Source organism: Sinorhizobium sp. B11 (genome assembly GCA_039725955.1).
GTDB lineage: Bacteria > Pseudomonadota > Alphaproteobacteria > Rhizobiales > Rhizobiaceae > Rhizobium.
This window is the reverse complement of record CP091034.1, coordinates 4,363,838-4,388,004: the sequence shown is the minus strand read 5'-3', so window position 1 is coordinate 4,388,004 and position 24,167 is coordinate 4,363,838. Positions and strand designations below refer to the sequence as shown.

General features: G+C 59.5%; 20 protein-coding genes and 1 tRNA gene. 9 read left to right on the top strand and 12 right to left on the bottom strand.

Going from position 1 to position 24,167, the window contains the following annotated elements; translation table 11 throughout:
* Positions 1-7 precede the first annotated feature (7 nt).
* From LVY75_31705 to LVY75_31675, 7 genes are all read right to left on the bottom strand, one after another.
* Positions 8-892 carry an ABC transporter permease gene (locus tag LVY75_31705; protein XAZ23313.1) on the bottom strand — a complete coding sequence of 295 codons (885 nt, stop codon included), beginning with the start codon at positions 890-892 and terminating at the stop codon, positions 8-10.
* A complete protein-coding gene (locus LVY75_31700; GenBank protein XAZ23312.1) occupies positions 889-1,836 on the bottom strand; it encodes an ABC transporter permease in 948 nt (315 codons plus the stop codon). Before LVY75_31700 ends, LVY75_31705 begins: the two co-directional genes overlap by 4 nt.
* A 63-nt stretch (positions 1,837-1,899) precedes the next feature.
* On the bottom strand, positions 1,900-3,408 hold the full coding sequence (locus LVY75_31695; protein ID XAZ23311.1) for an ABC transporter substrate-binding protein: 1,509 nt from the start codon (positions 3,406-3,408) through the stop codon (positions 1,900-1,902).
* 81 nt (positions 3,409-3,489) lie between these two features.
* The gene (locus LVY75_31690) at positions 3,490-4,215 is read right to left on the bottom strand and encodes a FadR family transcriptional regulator (protein XAZ23310.1); all 726 of its coding nucleotides are present in this window, start codon (positions 4,213-4,215) and stop codon (positions 3,490-3,492) included.
* Between the two features lie 207 nt (positions 4,216-4,422).
* The gene (locus tag LVY75_31685; GenBank protein ID XAZ23309.1) at positions 4,423-5,865 is read right to left on the bottom strand and encodes a M81 family metallopeptidase; all 1,443 of its coding nucleotides are present in this window, start codon (positions 5,863-5,865) and stop codon (positions 4,423-4,425) included.
* Between the two features lie 8 nt (positions 5,866-5,873).
* On the bottom strand, positions 5,874-7,007 hold the full coding sequence (locus tag LVY75_31680) for an ROK family transcriptional regulator (GenBank protein ID XAZ23308.1): 1,134 nt from the start codon (positions 7,005-7,007) through the stop codon (positions 5,874-5,876).
* Between the two features lie 89 nt (positions 7,008-7,096).
* Complete coding sequence (locus LVY75_31675; protein XAZ23307.1) at positions 7,097-7,324, bottom strand: hypothetical protein; 228 nt, start codon at positions 7,322-7,324, stop codon at positions 7,097-7,099.
* Between the two features lie 68 nt (positions 7,325-7,392).
* Between LVY75_31675 and LVY75_31670 the strand changes: the two genes are divergently transcribed.
* Positions 7,393-9,081 carry an ABC transporter ATP-binding protein/permease gene (locus LVY75_31670; protein ID XAZ23306.1) on the top strand — a complete coding sequence of 563 codons (1,689 nt, stop codon included), beginning with the start codon at positions 7,393-7,395 and terminating at the stop codon, positions 9,079-9,081.
* 91 nt (positions 9,082-9,172) lie between these two features.
* Here LVY75_31670 and LVY75_31665 read toward each other — a convergent pair whose 3' ends face one another.
* The 4 genes from LVY75_31665 to LVY75_31650 all read right to left on the bottom strand — a co-directional run bounded on the left by LVY75_31665 (position 9,173) and on the right by LVY75_31650 (position 14,229).
* Positions 9,173-10,492 carry a hypothetical protein gene (locus LVY75_31665; GenBank protein XAZ25871.1) on the bottom strand — a complete coding sequence of 440 codons (1,320 nt, stop codon included), beginning with the start codon at positions 10,490-10,492 and terminating at the stop codon, positions 9,173-9,175.
* Between the two features lie 95 nt (positions 10,493-10,587).
* Positions 10,588-13,026, bottom strand: a complete 2,439-nt coding sequence (locus LVY75_31660; protein XAZ25870.1) for a phosphoketolase family protein — start codon at positions 13,024-13,026, stop codon at positions 10,588-10,590.
* A gap of 104 nt (positions 13,027-13,130) precedes the next feature.
* Positions 13,131-13,802, bottom strand: a complete 672-nt coding sequence (locus LVY75_31655) for a CBS domain-containing protein (protein ID XAZ23305.1) — start codon at positions 13,800-13,802, stop codon at positions 13,131-13,133.
* A 352-nt stretch (positions 13,803-14,154) separates the two neighbouring features.
* Positions 14,155-14,229, bottom strand: a tRNA-Gly gene (locus tag LVY75_31650).
* A 258-nt stretch (positions 14,230-14,487) separates the two neighbouring features.
* On the opposite strand from LVY75_31650, the gene LVY75_31645 reads away from it, so the two are divergent.
* The 4 genes from LVY75_31645 (at position 14,488) to LVY75_31630 (ending at position 16,996) form a co-directional block, all read left to right on the top strand.
* Entirely contained in the window at positions 14,488-14,997 is a 510-nt protein-coding gene (locus tag LVY75_31645; protein XAZ23304.1) for a prolyl-tRNA synthetase associated domain-containing protein, read from the top strand.
* 56 nt (positions 14,998-15,053) lie between these two features.
* Positions 15,054-16,025, top strand: a complete 972-nt coding sequence (gene trxA, locus LVY75_31640; GenBank protein ID XAZ23303.1) for a thioredoxin — start codon at positions 15,054-15,056, stop codon at positions 16,023-16,025.
* 102 nt (positions 16,026-16,127) lie between these two features.
* The gene (locus tag LVY75_31635; GenBank protein XAZ23302.1) at positions 16,128-16,799 is read left to right on the top strand and encodes an LON peptidase substrate-binding domain-containing protein; all 672 of its coding nucleotides are present in this window, start codon (positions 16,128-16,130) and stop codon (positions 16,797-16,799) included.
* 8 nt (positions 16,800-16,807) lie between these two features.
* Positions 16,808-16,996 carry a Trm112 family protein gene (locus LVY75_31630; GenBank protein ID XAZ23301.1) on the top strand — a complete coding sequence of 63 codons (189 nt, stop codon included), beginning with the start codon at positions 16,808-16,810 and terminating at the stop codon, positions 16,994-16,996.
* A 9-nt stretch (positions 16,997-17,005) separates the two neighbouring features.
* On the opposite strand, the gene LVY75_31625 is transcribed toward LVY75_31630, so the two are convergent.
* A complete protein-coding gene (locus LVY75_31625; protein ID XAZ23300.1) occupies positions 17,006-18,220 on the bottom strand; it encodes a ubiquinone biosynthesis hydroxylase in 1,215 nt (404 codons plus the stop codon).
* A gap of 84 nt (positions 18,221-18,304) precedes the next feature.
* Between LVY75_31625 and tesB the strand changes: the two genes are divergently transcribed.
* The 4 genes from tesB to LVY75_31605 all read left to right on the top strand — a co-directional run bounded on the left by tesB (position 18,305) and on the right by LVY75_31605 (position 24,126).
* Positions 18,305-19,189: an acyl-CoA thioesterase II gene (gene tesB, locus LVY75_31620; GenBank protein XAZ23299.1), complete on the top strand. Its 885-nt coding sequence runs from the start codon at positions 18,305-18,307 to the stop codon at positions 19,187-19,189.
* A gap of 225 nt (positions 19,190-19,414) precedes the next feature.
* Positions 19,415-19,753, top strand: coding sequence for a P-II family nitrogen regulator (locus LVY75_31615; GenBank protein ID XAZ23298.1), 339 nt, complete (start codon positions 19,415-19,417; stop codon positions 19,751-19,753).
* 28 nt (positions 19,754-19,781) lie between these two features.
* A complete protein-coding gene (locus LVY75_31610; GenBank protein XAZ23297.1) occupies positions 19,782-21,215 on the top strand; it encodes an ammonium transporter in 1,434 nt (477 codons plus the stop codon).
* A 238-nt stretch (positions 21,216-21,453) separates the two neighbouring features.
* Positions 21,454-24,126 carry a DNA translocase FtsK gene (locus tag LVY75_31605; GenBank protein ID XAZ23296.1) on the top strand — a complete coding sequence of 891 codons (2,673 nt, stop codon included), beginning with the start codon at positions 21,454-21,456 and terminating at the stop codon, positions 24,124-24,126.
* Positions 24,127-24,167 lie beyond the last annotated feature (41 nt).

The window sequence follows — 24,167 nt, the reverse complement described above, 5'->3', positions numbered from 1 at the left end:
CGAGAGGTCATGCTTCGCGCGGATCGAGCGCATCGCGCAGGCCGTCGCCCAAGAGATTGAAACCGATAACGACGAGGAAGATGGCAATGCCTGGCCACATCGCCATCCACGGTGCCTGGCTCAGGAAGTTCTTGGCAACGTTCAGCATCGAGCCCCAGCTTGGTGCCGGTGGCTGCTGGCCGAGGCCGAGGAAGGAGAGACTGGCTTCGGCGATGATCGCGGTTGCGATCGTCAACGTCGCCTGTACGAGGATCGGCGCGAAGACATTTGGCAGGATGTAGCGGGTGATGATGCTGGAGTGACGCAGACCGATGGACCGCGCACCTTCGATATATTCCTCGGTCTTGACTGCCAGCACCTGCCCGCGCGTCAAGCGTACGAAGATCGGCATGGCCGAAAGGCCGATCGCGATCATAGCATTGCTCAGGCTCGGGCCGAGAAAGGCCGCGAGCGCAATCGCGGTGATCAGGAAAGGCATTGCCAGAAAGGCCTCGGTGATGCGGGAGATGATCATGTCGATCCAGCCGCCGAAATAGCCTGAGATCAGGCCAAAGGGTACGCCGATGAGGACGGCAATCGCTACGGAAAAGACGCCCGCCATCAACGAGGCCTGAGCGCCCCAGATCATTCGGGAGAGGATGTCGCGACCGATGTCATCCGTGCCGAGCCAGTGGGCGGCTGACGGGGCCTTGCGGATTGTCGACCAGCTTGTCGCATTCGGGTCGGGAAGCGGCAGGAGTGGCGCGATGATGGCAAGGATTGCGAAGAAGGCGATGATGGCGAGGCCGACGAGCGCGCCCTTGTTGGCCTTGAGCTTGCGCCAGGCGCGGCTTGGCGAGCGTTGCTCGGTCGAGACAACGGGTGTGGCCGCGACTTGATCGATGGCGGTCATAGCGAAGCCCTCATGCGCGGATTGAGGAGAACGTAGAGGATGTCAGCGACGAGGTTCATCAGAATGAAGCCGATCGCCGTGCAGATGACGACGCCCTGGACGACGGCGTAATCGCGATTGAAGACGGCATCGACAATAAGCTTGCCGAAACCGGGAATGGTGAAGATCTGCTCGGTCAGAACCGCACCAGCGAGCAACTCGCCGAATAGCAGGGCGCTGAGCGTTACGATCGGCAATACGGCATTGCGAAAACTATGCTCCAGCACCACCGAACTCTCCGACAGCCCCTTGGCGCGTGCCGTGCGGATATAATCAGCACTCAGGACGCTCAGCATGGCCGAACGGGTGTGGCGCATCAAGGTGGCGGCGAGCGCATTGCCGAGCACGAAGGAGGGCATGATCATGGTTTCGATCGAGCGCAGCGGGTTGGAGAAGAAGGGCTCGTAGCCCGAAGCCGGAAGCCAGCCGAGGTTCACCGAGATCAGCAGGATCAGCATGATGCCGAGCCAGAAATTGGGGATCGACAGGCCTGAGAGAGCGATGATGTTGGCGAGATAATCGATGATGGTGTTCTTCTTGACGGCGGCCAGAATGCCCATCGGCACGCCGATCACGAATGCGAAGATCATCGACATGATCGCGAGCTGAATGGTGACCGGCAGTTTCTCGGCCACGAGCTCGAGAACCGGCTGGTTGGTACGCAGCGATATGCCGAGATCGCCCTGAAGCGCGGAGCCCAGCCAGTAGAAATACTGATAGGGAACAGGGTCGTTGAGATGATATTTTTCCCGCAGGAATTCCAGCACCTGCGGATCGCGCTCTTCGCCAGCCATGGCCAGAACCGGGTCGCCCGGCAGAAGTTTCTGCAGGGAGAAGACGAAGACCGAAATGATCAGCAAAGTTGGAATGGCGACCAGCAGCCGCTTGGCGATGAACCTGTACATAGGCGCTCCGATACCATCAGCGGTACGCGGCGAGGGGCGCCGCGTACCTGACGCGTGTGGCTGTCAGCCTTCCTTCTTCACGCCGACGAGGCGGATCATGCCGTCGGGAGAAGCAACGAAGCCGGTGATGTTTTTGTGCAGCGCCCAGATCCAGGACTGGTGGCCAATGAAGATGATCGGCAAATCGTCGTTGAGGATTGCGGTCGCGGCATCGTATTTCTGCTTGCGCACGGAGTCATCCGTGGACTGGCGCGCTTCGGTCAGAAGCTTGTCGACGTCAGCGTTGCAATATTTGCTGTCGTTCAGGCCCGCGCCGCAGGTGACGAACTGCTGGATATTGCCATCCGGATCGACGCGGCCGGACCAGTCCGAGCGGCTGAGCTGGTAGTTGCCGGCGGTCTGCTCATTGAGCAGGGTCGCAAATTCCGTCGCTTTCAGGCTGACATCGAAACCGGCTTCGGCAACCATCGACTGGATGATCTGCATCATCTGCATCGTGACCGGGCTGTTCGGAACCTGCATTTCGACCGGCACACGGTCGAAGCCTGCAGCCTTGACAAGGGCCTTCGCCTTTTCGACGTCACGAGCGGGTACCGGGACATCCTTGTCGAACCAGGGGCTGCTCGGCGGGAAAGGCTGGTTACCGGCAACGCCCGTGCCTTCGAAAACGATCTGCATGGCGGCTTCACGATCGATTGCCAGCGAGAAGGCCTGGCGCAGGCGCTTGTCCTTGCCGATCGGATTGTCTGCACGCGCGCCATTGCCGACATTGGCATAGATGCCGAGCCAGCCGGTGTTGACAACATCCTTGTAAACGAGGTTCGCGTCGCTCTTGACCGTCTCGGCATCGGTGGCGGCCAGGCGTTCGATCATGTCGAGATCGCCCGAGCGCAGGTTGGCCAGGCGTACGGTCGAATCCGGGATCGGCAGGTAGGTCAGCTTGTCGATGAAGACATTGTCCTTGTTCCAGTAGTCCTGGAACTTCTCGAGCACGATACGGTCCTGTTGGATACGTTCGACAAATTTGAACGGGCCGGCGCAAACAGGATGGTCGCCGAACTTCGCGCCGAGTTCCTTTGCAGCCTTCGGCGAGACGATCATGCCCGCGCGGTCAGAAAGCTGGGCGAGCAAGGTGACATCTGGGCTCTTCAGCGTGAACTTGACTTCATATTCGCCTGACGCCTCGACCTTCTGCACGGAGCTCAACTCGCTCTTGCGACGCGATTCCGGCAGGGTCATGTTGCGCTCGATGGTGGCGACGACGGCTTCGGCGTTAAAGGGCGTTTCGTCCTGGAACTTCACGCCCTGGCGGAGCTTCATTGTGAGCTCCTTGCCGTCAGCCGACCAGTTCCATTCGGTTGCGAGCTGCGGCACGATCTTCAAGTCCGGCGAGACGTCAACGAGCTTGTCGCACATCGCGGTATAGACGATGCGACCGACGAAGGTGCGCGACTGTGCGGGATCGAGCACGTCGGCGTCGTCCTGGAGGCCGATCTTCAGTTCGACCGCGAAAGCGGGAAGCGCAAAAAGCGCTGCTGCTGCGGCGGTCGTCAGCAATTTGGCGAGTTTCATTCCATTCTCCTCTTTTATGTTTTTTGTTTCACGTCTGTCGTGTCGAGCCGGCGGTTATCTCTGCCGTGCCGATTTCTCCGCTCAGCTGGGCTCCTTCTCGGCCACCAATTCGCCATGGTCGAGAGAGGTGATGCGGACGAGGCTTTCCTGCAGCGTCAGCAGGTGTTGGCGCATGGCTTCGCCGGCCTTTCCTGGGTCACGCGCGGCGATAGCGTCGACGATGGCCGTGTGCTGGCCATGGGTGACTTCGCGCGTCCGGCTGGCGCTGCGGGCGCGCTCGCGGATCGCCTGCCAGGCTTCGTCCTGGCGCACGCGGTTGATGACGTCGAAGATCGTGAGAAAGAATGAGTTGCCGGCGCATTGGGCAATCTGGCGATGCAGCGCGCCGTCCCAGAGTTCGCGGCCGTCGGCATCCGTGCTTTCGTAGATCTTTTTCACCAGATCATACATGCGCTCCATATCGGCTGCCTTGGCGCGTATGGCGGCAAGCTGCGCGAGCTGCGGCTCGACGCGCAAGCGCACTTCCATGATCTCCATGAGATCGGTGTCGGCGATGATGGAATCGACATGGTTGCTCCAGCCATCCGGCCGCTTGCCGGCAAAGGTGCCGGAGCCTTGCCGGCGCCAGATGCGGCCTTCGGCTTCCAGTACTTCCAGTGCACGGCGGATGGAGCGGCGGCTGACCCCGAGGATTTCGGAGAGCGTACGTTCGGTTGGCAGCTTGCCATCGGCATCGAGACTATCCGACTGCAGGAGAGCCCTCAGCTTCTCCAGCGCATAGTTCGAATTGCCTTGTGCTTCGTCCATGGCTGTCTGAACCAATTTGATATTGGTTCAATGCAAACCAAATCCATTGCATCGTCAAGCGCTTTTTTGTGCAGATAAATACCTGCACGTTTTTTGATCGCATCGCGCAGATTTAGAACAGACATAAGGAGTGGATGCACGTTTTCCTGCGTGCTGGATGCTGAGCAAGCCCCGATACCAAAAATCAATTGGTTCGCTTGTCGTGGTTCAGCGGTTCATGGAGCGCGCGGAAAGGAAGGCCTGCGGGTCGAAGCTGAAATCCTTGTCGAAAGGATAGGTCGGGTGCGCTTTGCGCAGGCGCGGAAGTCGCTCGACGAACTGATCGACGACGCCGGGGGACAATGCCATGAGGCTCGGATTGGCAATCGGCGCGATTTCCGGCGACAGGTAGCCTGACTTGACGACAACGATGCTTGCCGTGCGCGGCTCGAGCCCGAGGCGGGTGAAATCGACGATATTGTGGTAGGGGCGGCGCTTGGCGGAGAGGACCAGATCGATGCCGCCGATGGAGACGACAGCCTGGCGGTCGGTAGCGTCGGTGGTCTCGTGCAGGAACTTCACCGTGAACTGTCCCGTCACCGGCTTGCTGTCTTTGGCATCGAGCGAAGCGCCGACAGTCAGCTCCAGCGTCGTGCCGATCCCTGCCGCATAACATCTCTCCGTTGCAGTCTTGTCGGCGATGCCGGCAAAAACCACACCGGTGGCGCCTCTTGCGACCAGTTCGGCCAGTACGTCCGCTCGGTCGCCGACGCCGCCGCCGGTCGGATTGTCCCCGGATTCGGCGAGCACGACGGGGCCGGTCGGGCTGGTGATCGCCTTGGCGACGCATTCCTCGGCCGAACCGGTTTCGCAGCCGAAGACGAATTCTTCGCGCACATCCCAATAAGCCTTTGCCAGACGTTTTGCCTCGCGCTCCAGTATCGCGCGGTCCGTGCCGGTCATGATGGCGGCAGCCGTGGCCCGCGGCTCGTCGGCCCAGACATAGCCGACCATCAGCGAGGCATCCCAGACGCCGTCGAGCGCATCGATGCCGGGCAGTTCGGCATAAAGGCTCTTTGCCGGTTCATCGACGGTGCTGGTGCGTTCACCCGGCAGGACGACCGGGATCGGCGCCCAGAGCAGGGTGGGTTTTTCCCCCGACTTCAGGCTCTTCACCAGCATGGAGACAGAGCGGCGCATCGTTTCTTCGACATCGATATGCGGCGCAGTGCGGTAGGTGGAATACATGTCGAGCGCGTCGATGATGCGCTGGGTAACATTGCCATGCAGGTCGTAGCTTGCCGAGACCGTACAATCATCGCCAACGAGCGCACGGGCTGCGCTGATCCAGTCGCCTTCCGCATCTTCCATGCCTTCGACATACATGGCGCCATGCATTGCCAGATAGAGTCCGTCGAGCGGCAGGAGCGGCTTCAAGCGCTCCAGGAATTCAGCCTTGAAGGCTTCGTAGGTGTGACGGGCGACAGGGCCGCCGGCAATGGCGCGGGCATGGATCGTCGGCAGGAATTCAGCCTCGTAATCCTTTAGAAAGGCAAAATAGGGGGCTGCCAGCAGGTCCTCGCCGCGTACCACCCGGAAGTCTGCCTCTTGGTTCAGGACGGGGTTGTACGTGCTGCATTCGATGTGAATGCCACCGACAGCGATGCGCATGGGAAACCTCAGCTTATATTGGGACCAATCAGAAAATTGTGAGCGGCAATGCTGGCTGCGCCGCGCGACCAGACGTCGCTATCCACGCGACGGGTGCGGATCGGGGTCTGACCTGCATAACGCGGAAGAACATTGGCTTCGATCGCCTGCTGCACGACCGTGCCGAACAGGCCGTCGAACGAGCCATCGACATGGGTCACCAGGATCATGCCCGGGTCGTTCATCTGGATCAGGTGCGAGATAGCAAGGCCGAGGGCTGCCCCGGCTTTGTGGATGATGGAGATCGCCTCGGCTGTGCCAAGCGAGGCTTCCGCTTCCAGATCGGATAGCGACGTGCATTTCAGGCCGGCGGCCCGCGCCATCTCCTTGATCGCCTTCATGGAGGCGATCGTATCCAGGCAGCCGCGCTTGCCGCAGCGGCAGGGGGCGCCGCCGGGCTCGATCGTCGCATGAGCGATTTCGCCCGCACCGCCATGATTGCCGCGATAAAGCCTGCCGTCGATGACGTGGGCGCAGCCGATGCCGTCTCCGAGCGACACGACCGAGAAATTCGGGGTGTCGCGAGCAATGCCGAAGAGCTTTTCGCTGACGGCAACCGCCTTGGCATCGTTCTCGATAAAGGTATCGACGCCGCTTGCGTGGCGGATGATTTCGGCAAGCGGCACATCCTGCCAGCCGAGCAGGGTCGACTGTACGCAGGTTGCCTGCCTTTCATCGACGAAGCCCGATAGCGCCACACCGATGCCGGCCAGTTTCGAGCTTGCCTGAGGATGGGCCCTGAGGATTTCCGGCAAGCCATAGGCGATCGCGTTGGCAATGACCTTGGGATCCCGGGAGTAGGGCAGCTGCTGACGGGCGATAATGTTGCCGTTAAGATCGCTGAGGATCATCGGGGCCGGATCTTCCAGAAGCGAAATGCCGATGAAGAACGCGCATTCCGGTTTCAGGTCGAGCAGCACGGAGGGCCGGCCCTGACCGTAGACGGTTTCCGTCTCGTGCAGAACGCCGCGATCAATGAGCTCGCGGGCAATGCCGCTCATCGCCGCTTTGCTGAGCCCGATCGCAGAGGCAAGATCGGTCCGGCTGAGGGGACCGGACTCACTTATGACCCGCAGAAGCTCGCGCTGCGATGAATTGAACATAAAAATCCTGATCCTGTCGCCCGTGATCTCACACTGACAATAAGTTCACAAAATGAACTAATCAACTGAAATAAATTACGAAAAATTGATCAAGCCATCGATTGGCCGGTTTCAAGAATCAACGACAGAGTGAACCAATGGAAATCATTCGCAAGAGATTTGTTCACACGCCAATTCATATTGAGCTGTGCCGTCGCTGGAGCGCGGACATCAAGCGGCATGGTGGGTTGAACGTCGGCGCGATCTGCTTGAGACGCGAAATAGCAAATAGATGCAGCGCGTAACATGTCGCTGGATTGGTCGCCCGCGCGCGCCATCCTGACGTCTCTCCGTCGCCTGCATTTCACGCTATAATTCGTTCCAGGGGCAAGCGGGGGAGACGAGCATGGGCCAGCAGCAAATTCCGCTCAGGGTGACGGCAACACGGTTCGTCCGCGCGATCAAATTGTTCATGACATCCGATGTCGCCGGGAGCGCCCGGTTCCTTCTCGTCTCTCTGATTGTTCTTTTTGGCAGTATCAGTGCTTTGAATGTCGTCAACAGTTTCGTCGGCCGGCACTTCATGACTGCGATCGCGGAACGGCAGACTGCCGAATTTGTTCGCCAGGCTATCCTCTACACTGGTGCTTTTGCTGCTTCGACGATCGCGTCGGTGTTTGCCCGCTTCGCCGAAGAGCGACTGGCCTTGCTTTGGCGACAATACCTCACCCGTCGTGCGGTCGGCGTTTATATGGCCGACGGTACTTTCTACCGGCTCGGCATTCAGGGCAAAGTCTCCTATCCTGATCAGCGGATTGCGGAGGATATCAAAGCGTTTACGACGACGACGCTCTCCTTCCTGCTCATGCTGCTCAGCAGCGTGCTGACGGTCTTCACCTTTTCGAGCGTCTTGTGGCTGATCAGTCCGCTTCTTTTCTTCACGGCTGTTATCTACGCGGCTTGCGGATCGTTTATGACGATTGTGTTGGGACGGCCCTTGATCCAGTTGAACTATAGTCAGCTCGACAGTGAAGCCGCCTTCCGGTCCGGGCTGATCCAAGTCCGGGAAAACGCAGAATCGATCATGATCGAGGGCTCCCAGCAACGCCACGCAGATCGGCTGCTGAGGCAGTTTGATAGCCTTGCCACTAACTTCAGGCGGATCATTGGCATCAATCGCAATGTCGGCTTCTTCGCCACCGGCTACAACTGGATGATACAGATCATTCCGGTCGTCATTATCGCACCTGCCTTCATGCGCGGTGACATGGAATTTGGCGTCATCACGCAGTCGGCGGCAGCATTTGCCATGCTTGTCGGTGCATTCTCGTTTATTGTCGCACAATTCAACTCGATCTCGAACTTCGCGACCGTCGTCGCGCGTATCAGTTCCTTTTTGGAAGCGGTCGAGGAGACCCGCCGCCAGTCCGATCACAGTGTCGAACTCATCGAGGCTGAAGGGAACCTTGGCTATGAACGCCTGACGCTGACGTCGCGGACAGGAACGGTACTGGTGAAGGATTTGTCCCTTGTCATCCCGCCCGATACACGAGTGATCGTCGCCGGAGAAGACGATGCTGCGGGCGCTGCTTTGTTTCGGGCCACGGCAGGACTGGGTACACCGGGGACTGGGCGCATCGTCAGCCCACCTCGTCAGCATGTGCGGTTTCTCGGCCAGCGGGCCTGTGCGGGTCCGGGAACTCTCCGCCAGATTCTTGCGCCACCGAAGCGCTCGATCGAGACAACGGATGAGCAAATCCTGGCTTTGCTGAGAGATCTCGGCCTTGCACACGATTTGACACTCAGCGACCTGGATAGCGAGCAGGACTGGTCCACATTGCTGTCACCGCGCGAACAGCAACTCGTCATACTTGCAAGCGCAATCATAGCCGCTCCGTCACACATTGTTCTGGAAAAGGCCGATACCATTTTCGGTCACGAGCTTCTGCTCGCAATCCTCGGGCTCTTGGCTGAAAGAAGGATCGCGTGCGTCAACTTCGCCGAGCCGGGTGCGCCGCGCTCGGCCTACGATGCAGTTCTCGAATATGGTTCTGACGGCTCCTGGACGTGGACCGATCAAAAACAGAAGGCCTGACTGCAACGCAGTTGAAGACCTGAGCCGCCCTAGACCTGTCGTTCACGGCAAGTCCGTTGCGCGTCGGGAAGCTCGGGCGACTGTACGGCCGTCACAACCAGCCGCCTGAGAACCCTGCTCGTCTTAGTCCGACGACCACCGGCTCGCATCGACGCATAATGTTCCACAGCAAGCCGGTTCGATAGTTTTCGATCATCAGGACGACGGGGCCTTGGTCGATCCCGAAATGGTAGGGGCTGACCCACCACCCTTCGTTCCTGTCTTCCATCGAAAAGGTCTGGTTGAACGATGGCCTGAAGCCATAAAGGCGCGTCATGCCAAGCTGCATTCGAGCGAAATTTCGTACCGTCGGGATGACGATTTCCGGAGCGAATGGCAGTGAGGCGACCACGGCCCAGGGAGATACGGTTCCGTCATCCGGCCCATAAGGTGCGCCACGCGCAACATAGTCGAAGAATTCCCTGTCGATCCCGTCGACAGTCCGCTTCGTCCAACCCGGCCCGTCACTTGCCGTGAAACCCCAGCAATATTCGCCGTAGCCTTTGAAGTTCAGCGGATTGCGGATTGCGTATTCCTGCTGAACGAAAGTGGCGTGGCGGCTGTTGCGAAAATAGTCGCTGTCATGCTCGCGCATGAATTCGTCGCGAATTTCACGGAAATCGATCCACATATGCGAGAGCTGGTGTGTAAAGAGCGGCCCGGAATAAAGTAGTTCGCGACCAAAGATATTCCGCCATTCGTAGCTCTCTGTATACGCTTTGAAGCTTTCCGGAGGCAGCGGGTGGCTCGGTGAGCCCAGACCAAGAATGTAAAGAAGCAGGCCTTCGTCATAGCCGCGCCAACGATAGGGAATGAAGCCGTTTTCCGGTCGCCAGCCGTGGGTAAGCGTGGCGCCGTTGTCGCGCGCCCAGTTCCAGTCCACGCGCTCGTAGAGCGACATGGCAAGTGCGCGTACCTTCGCCTCGTCCTCGGTGTCCGCATCGAAATATGCCGCGACGGTCAAAGCGCCGGCAAAGAGAAAGGCAGAATCGATCGTCGACAATTCGCACTGCCAGACCCGCCGTCCCGTTTCGATGTCCAGGAAATGGTAGAAGAAGCCCTTGTAAACTGATGCGTCCGGTTCCGGCCCTTGATGGCAGGAGATCAGGAATTCCAGTCGCCGCCGGGCGATCTTGGCGGCAAACTCACGAATGACGATACCGCGTTCCACGACGACGGGAATGGTGGCAAGCGCCATACCTACAGCCGCGATGCTTGCCGGGGCGCCGGCCTGCGTCTTGTCGCGCACCAATCCGTTATCCGGATTCGTGCATTGCAGATAGTAGAGCAACGTCGTGAACTGAAGGCGGCCGAGATCTTCATCCGTCGGCATCCGGTTCAGTTCGGGATCGATGGACAGCAGTTCCGACATCATAGGCAAACCGAAGAAGTCAGATGGTTTCGTCGAGCATCCGGAGGCGCCTCTGATAGGACGCCTGCCGGCATGATTTGTGCGCAACGTGTCGTCTAGGCATTGTCTCCCTCAGTGGAGGTCGCTGCCTTCACTTTTCCCGTGCTCTTAACGCCCCATGTCCAGCCGCTGATCTGTGGCATGTCATCGCCATGCGCCTCGATATATTGCCGGTGCTCGATCAGCCTGCCGCGGATTGCCTGCTTGAAATAGGCCGCACGGGCTCCGAGCTGTGGCAACCGATCGATGACATCCTCAACGAGATGAAAGCGATCGAGCTGGTTCAGAACGACCATGTCGAATGGGGTCGTGGTCGTTCCCTCTTCCTTGTATCCCCGGACATGCAGATTTTTGTGGTTGGTTCGCCGGTAGGTCAGCCGGTGGATCAACCAGGGATATCCATGGAATGCGAAGATGATCGGTTTGTCCTTCGTGAAGAGCGCATCGAAGTCGGGATCCGAAAGCCCGTGGGGATGTTCGCTCGAGGGCTGGAGCTTCATCAGATTGACGACATTGATGACGCGCACCTTCAAGTCAGGAAGGTGCTCACGGATCAGCTGCACAGCGGCGAGCGTCTCCAGGGTCGGCACATCGCCGCAGCAGGCCATAACCACATCCGGTTCCGAGCCGCGATCATTGCTTGCCCATTCCCAGATGCCCAGACCTTCGGCGCAATGTTTGATCGCCTCATCCATCGTCAGCCATTGCGGTGCCGGCTGCTTGCCTGCGACAACGACGTTCACATAGTTGCGGCTGCGCAGGCAATGATCGGTAACGGACAGGAGCGTATTGGCATCCGGCGGTAGATAGACCCGGATGACCTCCGCCTTCTTGTTGATCACGTGGTCGATGAAACCCGGATCCTGGTGAGAGAAGCCGTTATGATCCTGCCTCCACACATGCGAACTCAGGAAATAATTGAGCGATGCGACCGGCCGTCTCCAGGGAATGTGGTTGCACACTTTCAGCCATTTGGCGTGCTGGTTGAACATCGAGTCGATGATGTGAATGAAGGCTTCGTAGCAGGAGAAGAAGCCATGCCGCCCCGTCAACAGATAGCCTTCGAGCCAGCCCTGGCATTGATGCTCGCTTAGCACCTCCATGATGCGTCCGTCGGGCGACAGGTGATCGTCCTCTGGATAAATCTCGGCCATGTAGCAGCGATCCGTCACTTCCAGCACGTCCTGCCAGCGATTGGAATTGTTCTCGTCAGGGCTGAACAGCCGGAAGTTCTTGCTGTTAAGATTGAGCTTCATCACATCGCGCAGGAACTTGCCCATGACACGAGCGGATTCCGCGGTCACCGATCCGGGTTTGGGCACCGAGACGGCATAATCGCGGAAATCCGGCATCTTGAGGTCGCGAAGCAACAGGCCGCCGTTGGCGTGCGGATTGTCGCTCATCCGTCTATGTCCTGCCGGCGCCAGCGAGGCCAATTCAGCTCGCAGCCTGCCTTCGTCATCGAAAAGCTCTTCGGGTCTATAGCTCTTCATCCAGTGCTGAAGCACCTTGATATGCTCCGGCTTGTCCATGTCGCCCATCGGGACCTGGTGGGAGCGCCAGTAGTCTTCGCATTTCTTGCCGTCGATTTCGGAAGGGCAGGTCCAGCCCTTCGGTGTGCGGAAAACGATCATCGGCCACGCCGGACGGCGGACAATCTTCTTATCCCGCGCTTCTGCCCAGATCTTCTTGATCGTCGCGACGGCAGTATCCATGGCTTCGGCAAGCTGCTGCTGTACCTGATCGGGCTCATGGCCCTCCACGAAGAGGGGTGCATACCCCATGCCCTCGAAGAATTTCATCAATTCTTCCTTGGGAATACGCGCAAGGAAGCAGGGATTGGCGATCTTGTAGCCATTGAGGTGCAGGATCGGCAGAACACATCCGTCGCGGGCCGGATTGAGGAATTTGTTGCCATGCCATCCGGTGGCAAGAGGGCCGGTTTCGGCCTCGCCGTCACCGACGACGCAGGCGACGATCAGATCGGGATTGTCGAAGGCTGCACCATAGGCATGGCTGAGCGCATAACCGAGTTCACCACCTTCATGGATGCTCCCCGGTGTTTCCGGAGCGACGTGGCTCGGGATGCCGCCTGGAAAGCTGAACTGTTTGAACAGCCTTTTCATGCCTTCTTCGTCCTGGGCAATATTCGGGTAGAATTCGCTGTAGGTTCCCTCCAGATAGGCATGCGCAACGAGGGACGGTCCGCCGTGGCCAGGGCCGATCACATAGATCATGTTGAGATTGTCGCGCTTGATCACCCGATTGAGGTGCACGTAAAGCATGTTCAGGCCGGGAGACGTTCCCCAATGGCCGAGCAACCGCGGCTTGATATGCGCGCGCGCCAGAGGCTTTTTGAGCAAGGGATTGTCGAGCAGATAGATTTGTCCGACCGACAGATAGTTCGATGCCCGCCAGTAGGCATCCATCAGGCGGAGTTCCTCGGACGAAAGCGGTGCTTTTCCATGCGCTGCCGCCGAGGCGGTTTTTTTCATCACTGCCGTTTCAGGTGAAGCCATCTGAGTCTCCGATCAAAATGACATTGCTGAATTCGCCGGCCCGTTTCGGGCCGGTGCAGTCTCCGGTCGTTACGGCTGCACTATTGAGGAGGAGATTCCGGGAAATGCTCCACCACGCCGCGGACACCGTTGACGCCCTCCGCCAGGATCCGCGCGGCCCTGCGGCGAGCTGCCGTCTCGAGGTTGCCCCAAAAATGCACGATACCGTCAGCCACCGTGACGGACAGATCCAATCCCTCCAGGCCGGTGTTTTCGCCGAGCCGAACGAGAATGCTGCGTCGAATCGCTTCGTCACCAGTTGCCGTATCGTCCGGCTTTGCCGAATAAATCACCTGCAGGAGATCGGCGCGGCTGACGATGCCGATCAGCTTGCCGGCCCGAAGAACCGGAATGCGCTTGATGTTGCGGTTCTGCATGAGCTCGGCAACACGGGAAAGGGGGGCATCTTCGTCGATCGTGACAGCGTCGGGTGTCATGACATCCCCCACTCTCCATGCGCATCGCTTAACGAAAGCGTTTGCCCTGTCGTCGGGACCAAGTTCCATGTTCGCATTCGGGGCGAACGCGCCGCTTGAGAGTTCCGTTCGACGGATCAGATCACCCTCGCTGATGACGCCTGCCAAGCGCCCTTCATTGTCGACCACGGGAAGACCGCTCACCCGCTGGTCGGACATCAGCTTGGCCGCATGCCGAACGCTATTGTCAGGCGACAATGTGACGACCGCTGTCGTCATGACATCTTTGACAAGCATGTCGATCTAGCTCCGGCTACATTAAACTCATCTCGGCGATCTGGCAAAAATGTCTGCAACGCCTCTCGAGGCCGAACGATGTGAACCTCATTCGCCAGCGCCAGGAAAACCTAGCCAGATACTGGCGTGGTTTGCATTGAGTAAGATCAATCGGGCGCCGCAACTTGTACCGGGAGCGATAGTCGATAACGCGATGAGGAGTGATTTGGCCGGACGCTGTCAGGGAGATCGGCGTCGCCAGTATCTCACGAAGGCAGAAGCGGACCGCCGGGTGATGAAAATACCGGATGCACTCGTGATGCATCACAAGATCTTGTGACGCAACAGCACTTACTGACGTAAAAGGAGAAACTGGAGCGGGCGAAGGGATTCGAACCCTCGACCCCAACCTTGGCAAGGTTGTGCTCTACCCCTGAGCTACACCCGCTCAAATCCGCGCCGGTCCGGGGTAGTAAGTAGCGGACCGTGGGCGCCACCTTGCGGCGACGGGCGCTATATCGCCCAAACGATTTTCAAATGCAACAGGGAAATGACGGAAAAACGAAGAAAAGTTCTGGCGGTGGAAAACAGGCTTCGAAAACGCCGCGAATGCAGGGCAAAGCGTCGGTCCTGATGATTGCCAAGCGCATGAGGCGGACGTAAGCAGACAGTCCAATCTGCTTTTCTCCTGTCTGACGGAATGACGATGACCGAAAACAAGCCCAGGACTCGCCAGGATCTTCTCGCTTTTCTCGATGGCCTCGGCATCGTCCACACCACCAAAGACCATGCACCAGTATTTACGGTGGCCGAATCGGTTGCGCTGCGGGACGAGATTCCGGGCGGCCATACCAAGAACCTGTTCGTGAAGGACAAAAAGGACCGTTATTTCCTGCTGACGGTGGAGGAAAATGCCGTTGTCGACCTCAAGCAGGTCCATACTCTTATCGGCGCTTCCGGTCGCGTCTCCTTCGGCAGGGCCGAGAAGCTGATGGAATATCTTGGTGTCATTCCGGGCGCTGTCACCGCGCTCGGCGCGATCAATGATACCGGCAATAATGTCACCTTCGTGCTCGATGCGGATCTGATGCATGACGAGATCATCAACTGCCATCCGCTTTCCAACGATGCGACGACTTCGATCGCCGGCGCCGATCTGATACGATTCATGGAAGCGACAGGGCATAAGCCGCTTGTCTTGAAAGTGACGTCCTGACATACGATTTTAGCGCTATCAGAGACGCCGGCAGATCGGCGCGGCGGGAGATACCTATGAGCGGCAGCGACAATCCTTACAACGGTTCCTTCGGCAACCAGATGTCGGCAACGGCAAGTTATGGCGCAGTATCCCAGCCTGAGGCGGGCGGCAGCCATATCAAGGACACGACGACGGCGAATTTCGGGAAGGACGTCCTAGAGGAATCGCGCAATCAGCCGGTTCTGGTCGATTTCTGGGCGCCATGGTGCGGCCCGTGCAAGCAGCTGACGCCGGTTCTGGAAAAGGTCGTCAATGAAGGTCAGGGCCGCGTCAAGCTGGTCAAGATGAACATCGACGATCATCCCTCAATCGCTGGCCAGCTCGGCATCCAGTCCATTCCGGCCGTCATCGCCTTCGTCAACGGCCGTCCGGCCGACGGCTTCATGGGTGCGGTGCCCGAAAGCCAGGTTCGCCAGTTTATTGATCGGCTCGCAGGTCCTGCGGATGCCGACCAGACCGCAGAGATCGAGGCTTATCTGACGCAGGCTGGCGAATTGCTCGCTGCCGGAAACATCAATGAAGCGGGCCAGCTTTATGGTGCCGTCATGCAGGCCGATCCGGAAAATGCCAAGGCCCTTGCCGGCATGGCCGAATGCCTGATCGCAGCCGACCAGCACGGCGAGGCGCGCCAGATGCTGAGCGAACTGCCGGGGGAGCTTGGCAAGGATGCCGGCATCCAGGCGGTCCTGAAGAAGCTCGACCAGATCGAAGAAGCCCGCAAGCTCGGCGATCCCGTCGCGCTGGAGCGCGAGCTGGCATCGAACCCCGATCATCACGAGGCTCGGCTGAAGCTTGCCAAGATCCTCAATGTCGAGGGCAGGCGTGAGGAGGCGGCTGAACACCTCCTCACCATCATGCGCAAGGATCGTGCCTTCGATGATGACGGTGCGCGGCGCCAGCTTCTGCAGTTCTTCGAGGTCTGGGGCTTCAAGGACCCGGCGACCGTTTCTGCCCGCCGGAAGCTGTCCTCGATCCTGTTTTCCTGACTTTGCCGCATCCGCCCTTGCGTTTTTACGCAAGGGCACCACATTTCTCGTGAGGACGGGCGCCGAAGATGCGCCCGCCGAAAGAGTGCGGGACTAGTGTTCATGCAAGTCGGCAATGCGAGATACCTGAAGCCCGGCGATCTACCGGATGAAATTGCAGTTTTTCCCTTGACCGGTGCGCTCCTCCTGCCCGCCGGCCAGTTGCCGCTCAATATCTTCGAGCCGCGTTATCTTTCGATGTTCGATTCCGCCCTGACTGGAAACCGTCTGATCGGCATGGTGCAGCCGGCACACGGCGAGCATGAAGACAAGACGCATGCTCCGGAGCTTGCGGCTGTGGGTTGCCTCGGCCGGATTACCTCTTATGCCGAAACCGGTGACGGGCGTTATATCGTCTCGCTGACGGGCGTCTGCCGCTTCCGGCTGCTGGAGGAGCGATCGCATGGCCAGCCGTTCCGCAGCTTCCGTATCGCGCCGTTCATATCGGATCTTTCTGCCGAGAATGAAGAAGAAGCCGTCGACCGCGGCGCGCTGCTGACGGCCTTCAAGGCCTATCTCGACGCCAACAAACTCGAGGCGGACTGGGAGAGCGTGGAGCGGGCAAGCAACCTTACGCTCGTCAATTCGCTCGCCATGATGTCGCCATTCGGCCCGGCCGAAAAGCAGGCGCTGCTCGAAGCGCCGGACCTCAAGACGAGGGCGGAAACCCTGATCGCCATCACCGAAATCGTGCTTGCCCGCGTCTTCGGCGATTCCGATACCGTGCTGCAGTAGAGGGCGGGATGGACGAAAAACTCAGTCGGGTCGATCCCAAGCTTCTCGAACTTCTCGTCTGCCCGCTCACCAAGGGACGGCTTTCCTACGACCGCGAGCATAATGAGCTGGTCTCGGAAAAGGCGCGTCTTGCCTATCCGATCAGGGACGGCATTCCGATCATGCTGGTCTCGGAAGCCAGAAGCCTCGAAGACTAAGCTTCAGCTCTAGATCGCCTCACCTGCGAGCAGCTTCGGATTGTCCTTGGCAGTCGTTCCTGCCGCTTGGCCGATGAAGAAGGACTTCAGGCCGGGCAGGCGATCGACAATGCCGAGGCCGAAATCGCGGGCGATGCGGATCGGCGTCGCGTCATTGGAAAACAGCCGGTTCAATACGTCCGTGGTGACGCCCATGCGGAACGTGTCGAAACGGCGCCAGCTCTGGTAACGCTCCAGGATGTTGATGGCGCCGATATCGAGCCCAAGGCGATCAGCTTCCACGATGGTTTCAGCAAGGGCGGCCACATCCTTGAAACCGAGATTGAGACCCTGGCCGGAGATCGGGTGAATGCCGTGTGCGGCATCGCCGGCAAGCGCAAAGCGCGGGGCGACGAAGGAGCGGGCGAGTGTGAGACCGAGCGGGAAGGCGCGCTTGCCGCCGACCACCTTGAGGGGGCCGAGTTTGTGACCGAAGCGGCGTTCCAGTTCCTCCTCGAAAACCAGATCGTCGGCGGCAACAAGGCGGTTTGCGTCATTTGTCCGCTCGGTCCAGACCAGCGACGAGCGGTTGTTGCGCAGCGGCAGGATGGCAAAGGGGCCGGATGGGAGGAAATGTTCTTCGGCACAGCCGTGGTGCGGGCGCTCGTGCTCGACGGTGGTGACGATGCCGGATTGGCCGTATTCCCAGGTCACTGTCTTGATACCGGCAAAATCGCGCAGCCTGGAACGTACACCGTCGCAGGCAACCAGCAGGCGCGATTGCAACGCGCTGCCATCGGACAGGCTGACTTCGATATCGATATCGCTCGTCTTCAGGCCGGTGGCGCTCAGGTCATGGCGAATCTCGACGCCGAGCCGCTCGCAGGCGCTGCGCAGCGCGCCGACCATAACAACATTCGGGATCATGTGGGCAAAGGGCCGGCCATCGGCAACTTCGCCGTCGAAGGTCAGGAAGATCGGGCGAACAGGATCGGACATCTTGGAATCTGTCACGATCATCTTGGTGATCGGCTGAGCCTCCGGCTGGATCTCGTCCCAGATGCCGAAGACTTCGAGCATCTTTGTCGCGGCCGCGATAATGGCGGAAGCGCGCATATCTTTCTTCCAGGCATGTTCGGGAGCGGCCTCCACGACCGCGACAGCGAGATGCGGCGCCGCCTGCTTGACCGCCACTGCCACGGACAGGCCGACATAACCTCCGCCTACAACCAGCATGTCCAGCATAGCCCGCTCCTCTTACATTCTACGATCAGATGCGATCTATATAGAGCATCAGGTTACCACTTCCTACCGCCGGGAGCCGAACAAATGACGGAGCAAACGGGCAAGTCCACCGCCATGGAAACATTGATTTCGACGCTCGATATCGAGCCGATCGAGGTCGATATCTTCCGCGGCCGTAGCCCGCAGGTGGGGTGGCAGCGGGTGTTTGGCGGGCAGGTGATCGCACAGGCGCTGATGGCGGCGCAGCGCACTGTGGACGGCGAGCGGTTCATTCACTCGCTGCATGCCTATTTCATGCGTCCCGGCGACCCCTCCGTGCCGATCATCTACCAGGTCGAGCGCATCCGGGATGGGGCGAGCTTCAACACACGCCGGGCCGTCGCGATCCAGCACGGCAAGGCGATCTTCGCGCTCTCTGCCTCATTCCAGGTGGAGGAGCCGGGATTCGACCACCAGATCCCGATGCCGCCTGTACCGATGCCGGAAACGCTGCTCGGAGAACAGCAGATCAAGGAGCAGTATCTTGCTCACGCTCCGGCGGCGGTGCGAAAATATTGGGAGCGAGAAAGGCCTATCGAAATCCGTCCGGTCTCGCTGAAGCACTATTTTACGCGTGAGAAGCTCGAACCGCGGCAGGACGTCTGGGTTCGCGCCACCGGGCCGGTGCCGGACAGCAGGCTCTATCAGGCTGCGGTGCTTGCCTATCTCTCGGACATGACGCTGCTTGATGCATCGCTGCATGCCCACGGAACGTCCATCTTCGACCAGAACCTTCAGGTTGCAAGCCTCGACCATGCCATGTGGTTCCACCGTCCCGACAAGCTCGATGACTGGCTGCTCTACACGCAGGACAGTCCTTCGGCTTCGGGCGCACGGGGATTGACCCGCGGCAGCCTGTTTACCCGATCCGGTGTCCTGATCGCGTCGGTGGCGCAGGAGGGCCTGATTCGGAAAAAGGCAAATGAATAAATAATGTGCATATTTATAAATTTGCGCATTATTTGTGCGCTTATTGGCCAATCATTTGCCTGTTTATTGGCGTCTTCAATTATAGTCTTTATATTTCAATAACTTATGTAGTTGTCACGAATCTGGCACGCCCTTTGAATGTCTATCGCCGGTCGCTGGTCAGGAAACCGTCAGCGGCAAGGAGAGTCGGCTCCGCGCCGAGGATAACGAAGGATGGGAAACCAGATGAAAATTGTGATGGCCATTATCAAGCCGTTCAAGCTCGATGAGGTCCGCGAAGCCCTCACGGCGATCGGCATCCAAGGCCTGACTGTGACCGAAGTGAAGGGCTACGGTCGTCAGAAGGGGCACACTGAAATTTATCGCGGCACTGAATATGCGGTCAGCTTCCTGCCGAAGCTCAAGATCGAAATCGCGGTCGCATCGGAGATCGTCGACAAGGCGGTCGAGGCCATCGCAGCATCTGCCAAGACCGGCCAGATCGGTGACGGCAAAATCTTCGTCTACTCGATCGACCATGCCGTGCGCATCCGTACGGGCGAGACCGATTCAGAAGCGCTGTAAAGAACGGCAGATCAAGGAGCCATTTCCAATGTCAATTTCGAAGTTTTCCTCCAACATCGCACGGATAGGCGCCCTTTCGGCCGCCCTCCTGGCGCCGGTCGTCGCTTTCGCGCAGGAAGCCGCCCCGGCCGCCGCCGATGCTGCAGCCGCTGCTGCTCCGGCCATGACGATGGATAAGGGCGACAATACGTGGATGCTCATCTCCACGGTGCTCGTTCTGCTGATGACCATCCCGGGCCTTGCGCTGTTCTACGGCGGTCTCGTCCGCGCCAAGAACATGCTGTCGGTGCTCATGCAGGTCTTCATGATCACGGCTGTCGTCATGATCATCTGGGTTACATACGGCTATTCGCTCGCCTTCACCGATGGCGGCTCGCTGAACAGCTTCGTCGGCGGCTTCTCCAAGGCTTTCCTGGCCGGCGTCACACCGTCTTCGCTGGCTGAAACCTTCACGAAGGGTGTAGCCATTCCGGAACTCACCTTCATCTGCTTCCAGATGACCTTCGCCTGCATCACGCCGGCCCTGATCGTCGGCGCGTTCGCCGAGCGTATCAAGTTCTCGGCTGTCATGCTCTTCGTCATCCTGTGGGTCACCTTCGTCTACTTCCCGATGGCGCATATGGTCTGGTTCTGGGGCGGTCCGAGCGCTTACACTGCTCCGGCTGGCTTCATTTACTCGCTTGGCGCGATCGACTTCGCGGGTGGCACGGTCGTTCACATCAATGCCGGTATCGCTGGCCTCGTCGGCGCTATCATGCTCGGCAAGCGCACGGGCTATAAGAAGGAAATCATGGCTCCGCACTCCATGACCCTGACCATGGTTGGTGCCTCGCTCCTGTGGGTCGGCTGGTTCGGTTTCAACGCCGGCTCCAACCTAGAAGCCAACGGCTATGCATCGCTCGCCATGATCAACACCTTCGTCGCAACGGCTGCTGCCGCTGTTTCCTGGTGCATTGTTGAAAGCTTCTCTCGCGGCAAGGCTTCCATGCTCGGTGCTGCTTCTGGTGCCGTCGCCGGTCTCGTCGCCGTCACCCCGGCAGCCGGTTTTGCCGGTCCGATGGGTTCGATCGTTCTTGGCCTCATCGTCTCGCCGGTCTGCTACTTCTTCGTCGATGTCGTGAAGAACAAGTTCAACTATGACGACTCGCTCGATGTCTTCGGCGTCCATTGCGTTGGCGGCATCTTTGGCGCCATCGGCACCGGCATTCTCGTCAACCCGGCTCTCGGCGGCGCTGGTATCGTTGACTATGGGACACCGGACTTTGCGGCAACCTATCTCGGCACCGGAGCTCAGGTATTCAAGCAGCTTCAGGGCGTTGTGGTCACGCTCCTGTGGTCGGGCATTGGCTCTGCGATCCTCTACAAGGTCGTCGATGTCATTATCGGGCTGCGCGTTTCGGTCGAAGCCGAGCGCGAAGGTCTTGACCTCGCAACGCACGGCGAAGCTGCCTATCACGCCTGATCAAAGGGTTTGCGGCGCCCGGCACAAGGGCGCCGCCGAACAGCCCGTCGCGGCCTATCTAACCATAAGCCGCTCTTGGCCCGGACCCCTCAAGGTTCGGGCCCTTTTCTTTTTAGCGATCCGGCATATGCATGGTTAACATCGCTTTAACCCTACTTTGATTAGGTAGAGCGGACGCATTTGGCGCAGCGAAGCATTGGCGATTCGCGTGCCCCCAGGCATTGGACGGGTTTGACATATGGCAAGAAGCACGTCGCCGGCGATGGACGGCCGTCCTGACCGGTTCTCCTTCTCGGCATTCATGCTGCGACAGATCCAGGCTCTCGCCGGCTTTGCGGTCTTCCTCGTCTTGGCGCTCGCGGTTGCGGCGCTTGCAACATGGAACGTCACCGATCCCAGCTATTCCTACGCCACCGGCAACCTGCCGACCAACATTCTCGGTTATAGCGGCGCTGCCTTTGCGGATGTCGCCATGCAATTCCTTGGGCTTGCCAGTGTCGTTTCGATGCTGCCGATCGTCGCCTGGGCGCTGGCGCTGATTTCCGGCCGTCGCATCAGCCGCATTCCGGCGCGCGCCGGCGCCTGGCTTCTAGGCACCGTACTTTCCTCCGCCGTCATCGGCTGTTTTCCACCGCCGCTCACCTGGCCGATCCCGAATGGCATCGGCGGTGTCATCGGCGACATGATCCTGCGTTTTCCGGCACTCTTCGTCGGCGCCTATCCGACCGGTGTCTTCGCAACCGCCGTCGGCTGCATCTTCTCTGTCCCGACTGCGTGGATGATGCTCTTTGCGGCCGGTATCGTCGGCCGCAGCGAGCTCGATGAAGAGGACGAAGAAGAGGATTATGTCGAGACGCGCAGCAAGGTGCGTGTCGTCGGCGACGAGGATGAAGACGACGATGGATCCCGCTGGATGGCCTTTAGCGGTGCCATGACGCATGCCTGGTACATGAACCAGGCGCGTTTCCGGCGGCTCTTCGGCATGGGACCGCGCAAGCGGCGCCAGAGCGACTTCGAATCGCCCTATGATTTCAACGATGACGAATTCGGCACGTTGAACGAACCGGTGCGCGCCAAGCCCGCAGCGCGTGGCGAGCGCACGGATCCTTCCATGGAGCCGCGTGCCGTATCCGCCCGCCGCGTCGTTTCTGCGCCTTCCATCTCGCTGAACGACGATGAGGACGAGGATGACGATCCGCCGTTCGATACCGACTTGCCTCCGCGTCCGGCCGATATTCTGCCAGATGACGATGATGACGACTGGATGATCCGCGCGCCGGCCAAGTCGGCCGGTAAACCCGAGCCGCGCGTCATTCCCGCTTCATCTCGTCCGAAGCCCGGCGCCCGCGTCGAACGCGAGGCGCAAGGCTCGTTCATCCGGCCGGAGGGCTTCCAGCTTCCCTCCATGCATCTGCTTGCCGAGCCGAAAAACGTGGTGCGCGATTCCACACTCTCGGCTGATGCGTTGGAGCAGAATGCCCGCATGCTGGAAGGCGTGCTCGAGGATTTCGGCGTCAAGGGCGAGATCATCCACGTTCGCCCCGGCCCCGTCGTCACGCTTTACGAACTGGAACCGGCACCCGGCATCAAGTCATCCCGGGTCATCGGTCTTGCCGACGACATCGCCCGCTCGATGAGTGCGATTGCTGCCCGCGTTGCCGTCGTGCCGGGCCGCAATGCGATCGGCATCGAGCTGCCAAACCAGTCACGCGAGACCGTCTATCTGCGCGAACTCATTGCCTCGCGTGATTTCGAAAGCTCCAAGGCTAAGCTCGCCATGGCGCTCGGCAAGACGATCGGCGGCGAGGCCGTGATCGCCGATCTTGCGAAGATGCCGCATCTGCTCGTTGCTGGTACCACCGGCTCGGGCAAATCGGTCGCCATCAACACGATGATCCTGTCGCTGCTCTACCGCATGACGCCGGAGCAGTGCCGCCTCATCATGATCGACCCGAAGATGCTCGAACTCTCCGTCTATGACGGCATTCCGCATCTGCTTTCGCCTGTCGTCACCGATCCCAAAAAGGCTGTCGTCGCGCTCAAATGGACCGTCCGCGAGATGGAAGAGCGCTACAAGAAGATGTCGAAGATCGGCGTTCGCAATATCGACGGCTTCAATACGCGTGTCGAGCAGGCACTTGCTAAGGGGGACACGATCTCGCGCACGGTACAGACCGGCTTCGATCGGCAGACCGGCGAAGCAGTCTACGAGACCGAGGAATTCGATCTGCAGCCGATGCCCTATATCGTCGTCATCATCGACGAAATGGCCGACCTGATGATGGTCGCCGGCAAGGATATCGAAGGCGCCGTGCAGCGTCTTGCCCAGATGGCGCGTGCGGCCGGTATTCACGTCATCATGGCAACGCAGCGTCCGTCGGTCGACGTCATCACCGGCACGATCAAGGCGAACTTCCCGACCCGCATCTCCTTCCAGGTCACGTCGAAGATCGACAGCCGCACGATCCTCGGCGAGCAGGGTGCTGAGCAGCTGCTCGGCATGGGCGACATGCTCTATATGGCCGGTGGCGGCCGCATTCAGCGCGTCCATGGTCCATTCGTATCCGACGTCGAGGTCGAAGAGATCGTCTCCTATCTGAAGACGCAGGGCTCGCCGCAATATCTCGATGCCATCACTGCTGATGACGACGAAGATGGTGATTATGGTGGCGGTCCGGCCGGCACAGCAAATCTCGCCGATTCGGAGGATCCCTACGATCAGGCCGTTGCCATTGTCTTGCGCGACGGAAAGGCCTCCACTTCCTATGTTCAGCGCAGGCTCGGCATCGGTTATAATCGTGCTGCTTCGCTGATTGAACGCATGGAGCAGGAGGGCATCATCGGCCCTGCCAACCATGCCGGAAAACGCGAGATTCTCGTGCCCACGGACGGGGATATTCTCGACCGCTGATACAGGAAAATTTTGCAGCGCCGCCCGTCCGACGGAAACCC

What these genes read in the sequence shown, in the direction of transcription:
- LVY75_31705 (XAZ23313.1), bottom strand. Translation starts at nt 892, where the DNA reads ATGACCGCCATCGATCAAGTCGCGGCCACACCCGTTGTCTCGACCGAG.
- LVY75_31700 (XAZ23312.1), bottom strand. Translation starts at nt 1,836, where the DNA reads ATGTACAGGTTCATCGCCAAGCGGCTGCTGGTCGCCATTCCAACTTTG.
- LVY75_31695 (XAZ23311.1), bottom strand. Translation starts at nt 3,408, where the DNA reads ATGAAACTCGCCAAATTGCTGACGACCGCCGCAGCAGCAGCGCTTTTT.
- LVY75_31690 (XAZ23310.1), bottom strand. Translation starts at nt 4,215, where the DNA reads ATGGACGAAGCACAAGGCAATTCGAACTATGCGCTGGAGAAGCTGAGG.
- LVY75_31685 (XAZ23309.1), bottom strand. Translation starts at nt 5,865, where the DNA reads ATGCGCATCGCTGTCGGTGGCATTCACATCGAATGCAGCACGTACAAC.
- LVY75_31680 (XAZ23308.1), bottom strand. Translation starts at nt 7,007, where the DNA reads ATGTTCAATTCATCGCAGCGCGAGCTTCTGCGGGTCATAAGTGAGTCC.
- LVY75_31675 (XAZ23307.1), bottom strand. Translation starts at nt 7,324, where the DNA reads ATGGCGCGCGCGGGCGACCAATCCAGCGACATGTTACGCGCTGCATCT.
- LVY75_31670 (XAZ23306.1), top strand. Translation starts at nt 7,393, where the DNA reads ATGGGCCAGCAGCAAATTCCGCTCAGGGTGACGGCAACACGGTTCGTC.
- LVY75_31665 (XAZ25871.1), bottom strand. Translation starts at nt 10,492, where the DNA reads ATGTCGGAACTGCTGTCCATCGATCCCGAACTGAACCGGATGCCGACG.
- LVY75_31660 (XAZ25870.1), bottom strand. Translation starts at nt 13,026, where the DNA reads ATGAAAAAAACCGCCTCGGCGGCAGCGCATGGAAAAGCACCGCTTTCG.
- LVY75_31655 (XAZ23305.1), bottom strand. Translation starts at nt 13,802, where the DNA reads ATGCTTGTCAAAGATGTCATGACGACAGCGGTCGTCACATTGTCGCCT.
- LVY75_31645 (XAZ23304.1), top strand. Translation starts at nt 14,488, where the DNA reads ATGACCGAAAACAAGCCCAGGACTCGCCAGGATCTTCTCGCTTTTCTC.
- trxA (XAZ23303.1), top strand. Translation starts at nt 15,054, where the DNA reads ATGAGCGGCAGCGACAATCCTTACAACGGTTCCTTCGGCAACCAGATG.
- LVY75_31635 (XAZ23302.1), top strand. Translation starts at nt 16,128, where the DNA reads ATGCAAGTCGGCAATGCGAGATACCTGAAGCCCGGCGATCTACCGGAT.
- LVY75_31630 (XAZ23301.1), top strand. Translation starts at nt 16,808, where the DNA reads ATGGACGAAAAACTCAGTCGGGTCGATCCCAAGCTTCTCGAACTTCTC.
- LVY75_31625 (XAZ23300.1), bottom strand. Translation starts at nt 18,220, where the DNA reads ATGCTGGACATGCTGGTTGTAGGCGGAGGTTATGTCGGCCTGTCCGTG.
- tesB (XAZ23299.1), top strand. Translation starts at nt 18,305, where the DNA reads ATGACGGAGCAAACGGGCAAGTCCACCGCCATGGAAACATTGATTTCG.
- LVY75_31615 (XAZ23298.1), top strand. Translation starts at nt 19,415, where the DNA reads ATGAAAATTGTGATGGCCATTATCAAGCCGTTCAAGCTCGATGAGGTC.
- LVY75_31610 (XAZ23297.1), top strand. Translation starts at nt 19,782, where the DNA reads ATGTCAATTTCGAAGTTTTCCTCCAACATCGCACGGATAGGCGCCCTT.
- LVY75_31605 (XAZ23296.1), top strand. Translation starts at nt 21,454, where the DNA reads ATGGCAAGAAGCACGTCGCCGGCGATGGACGGCCGTCCTGACCGGTTC.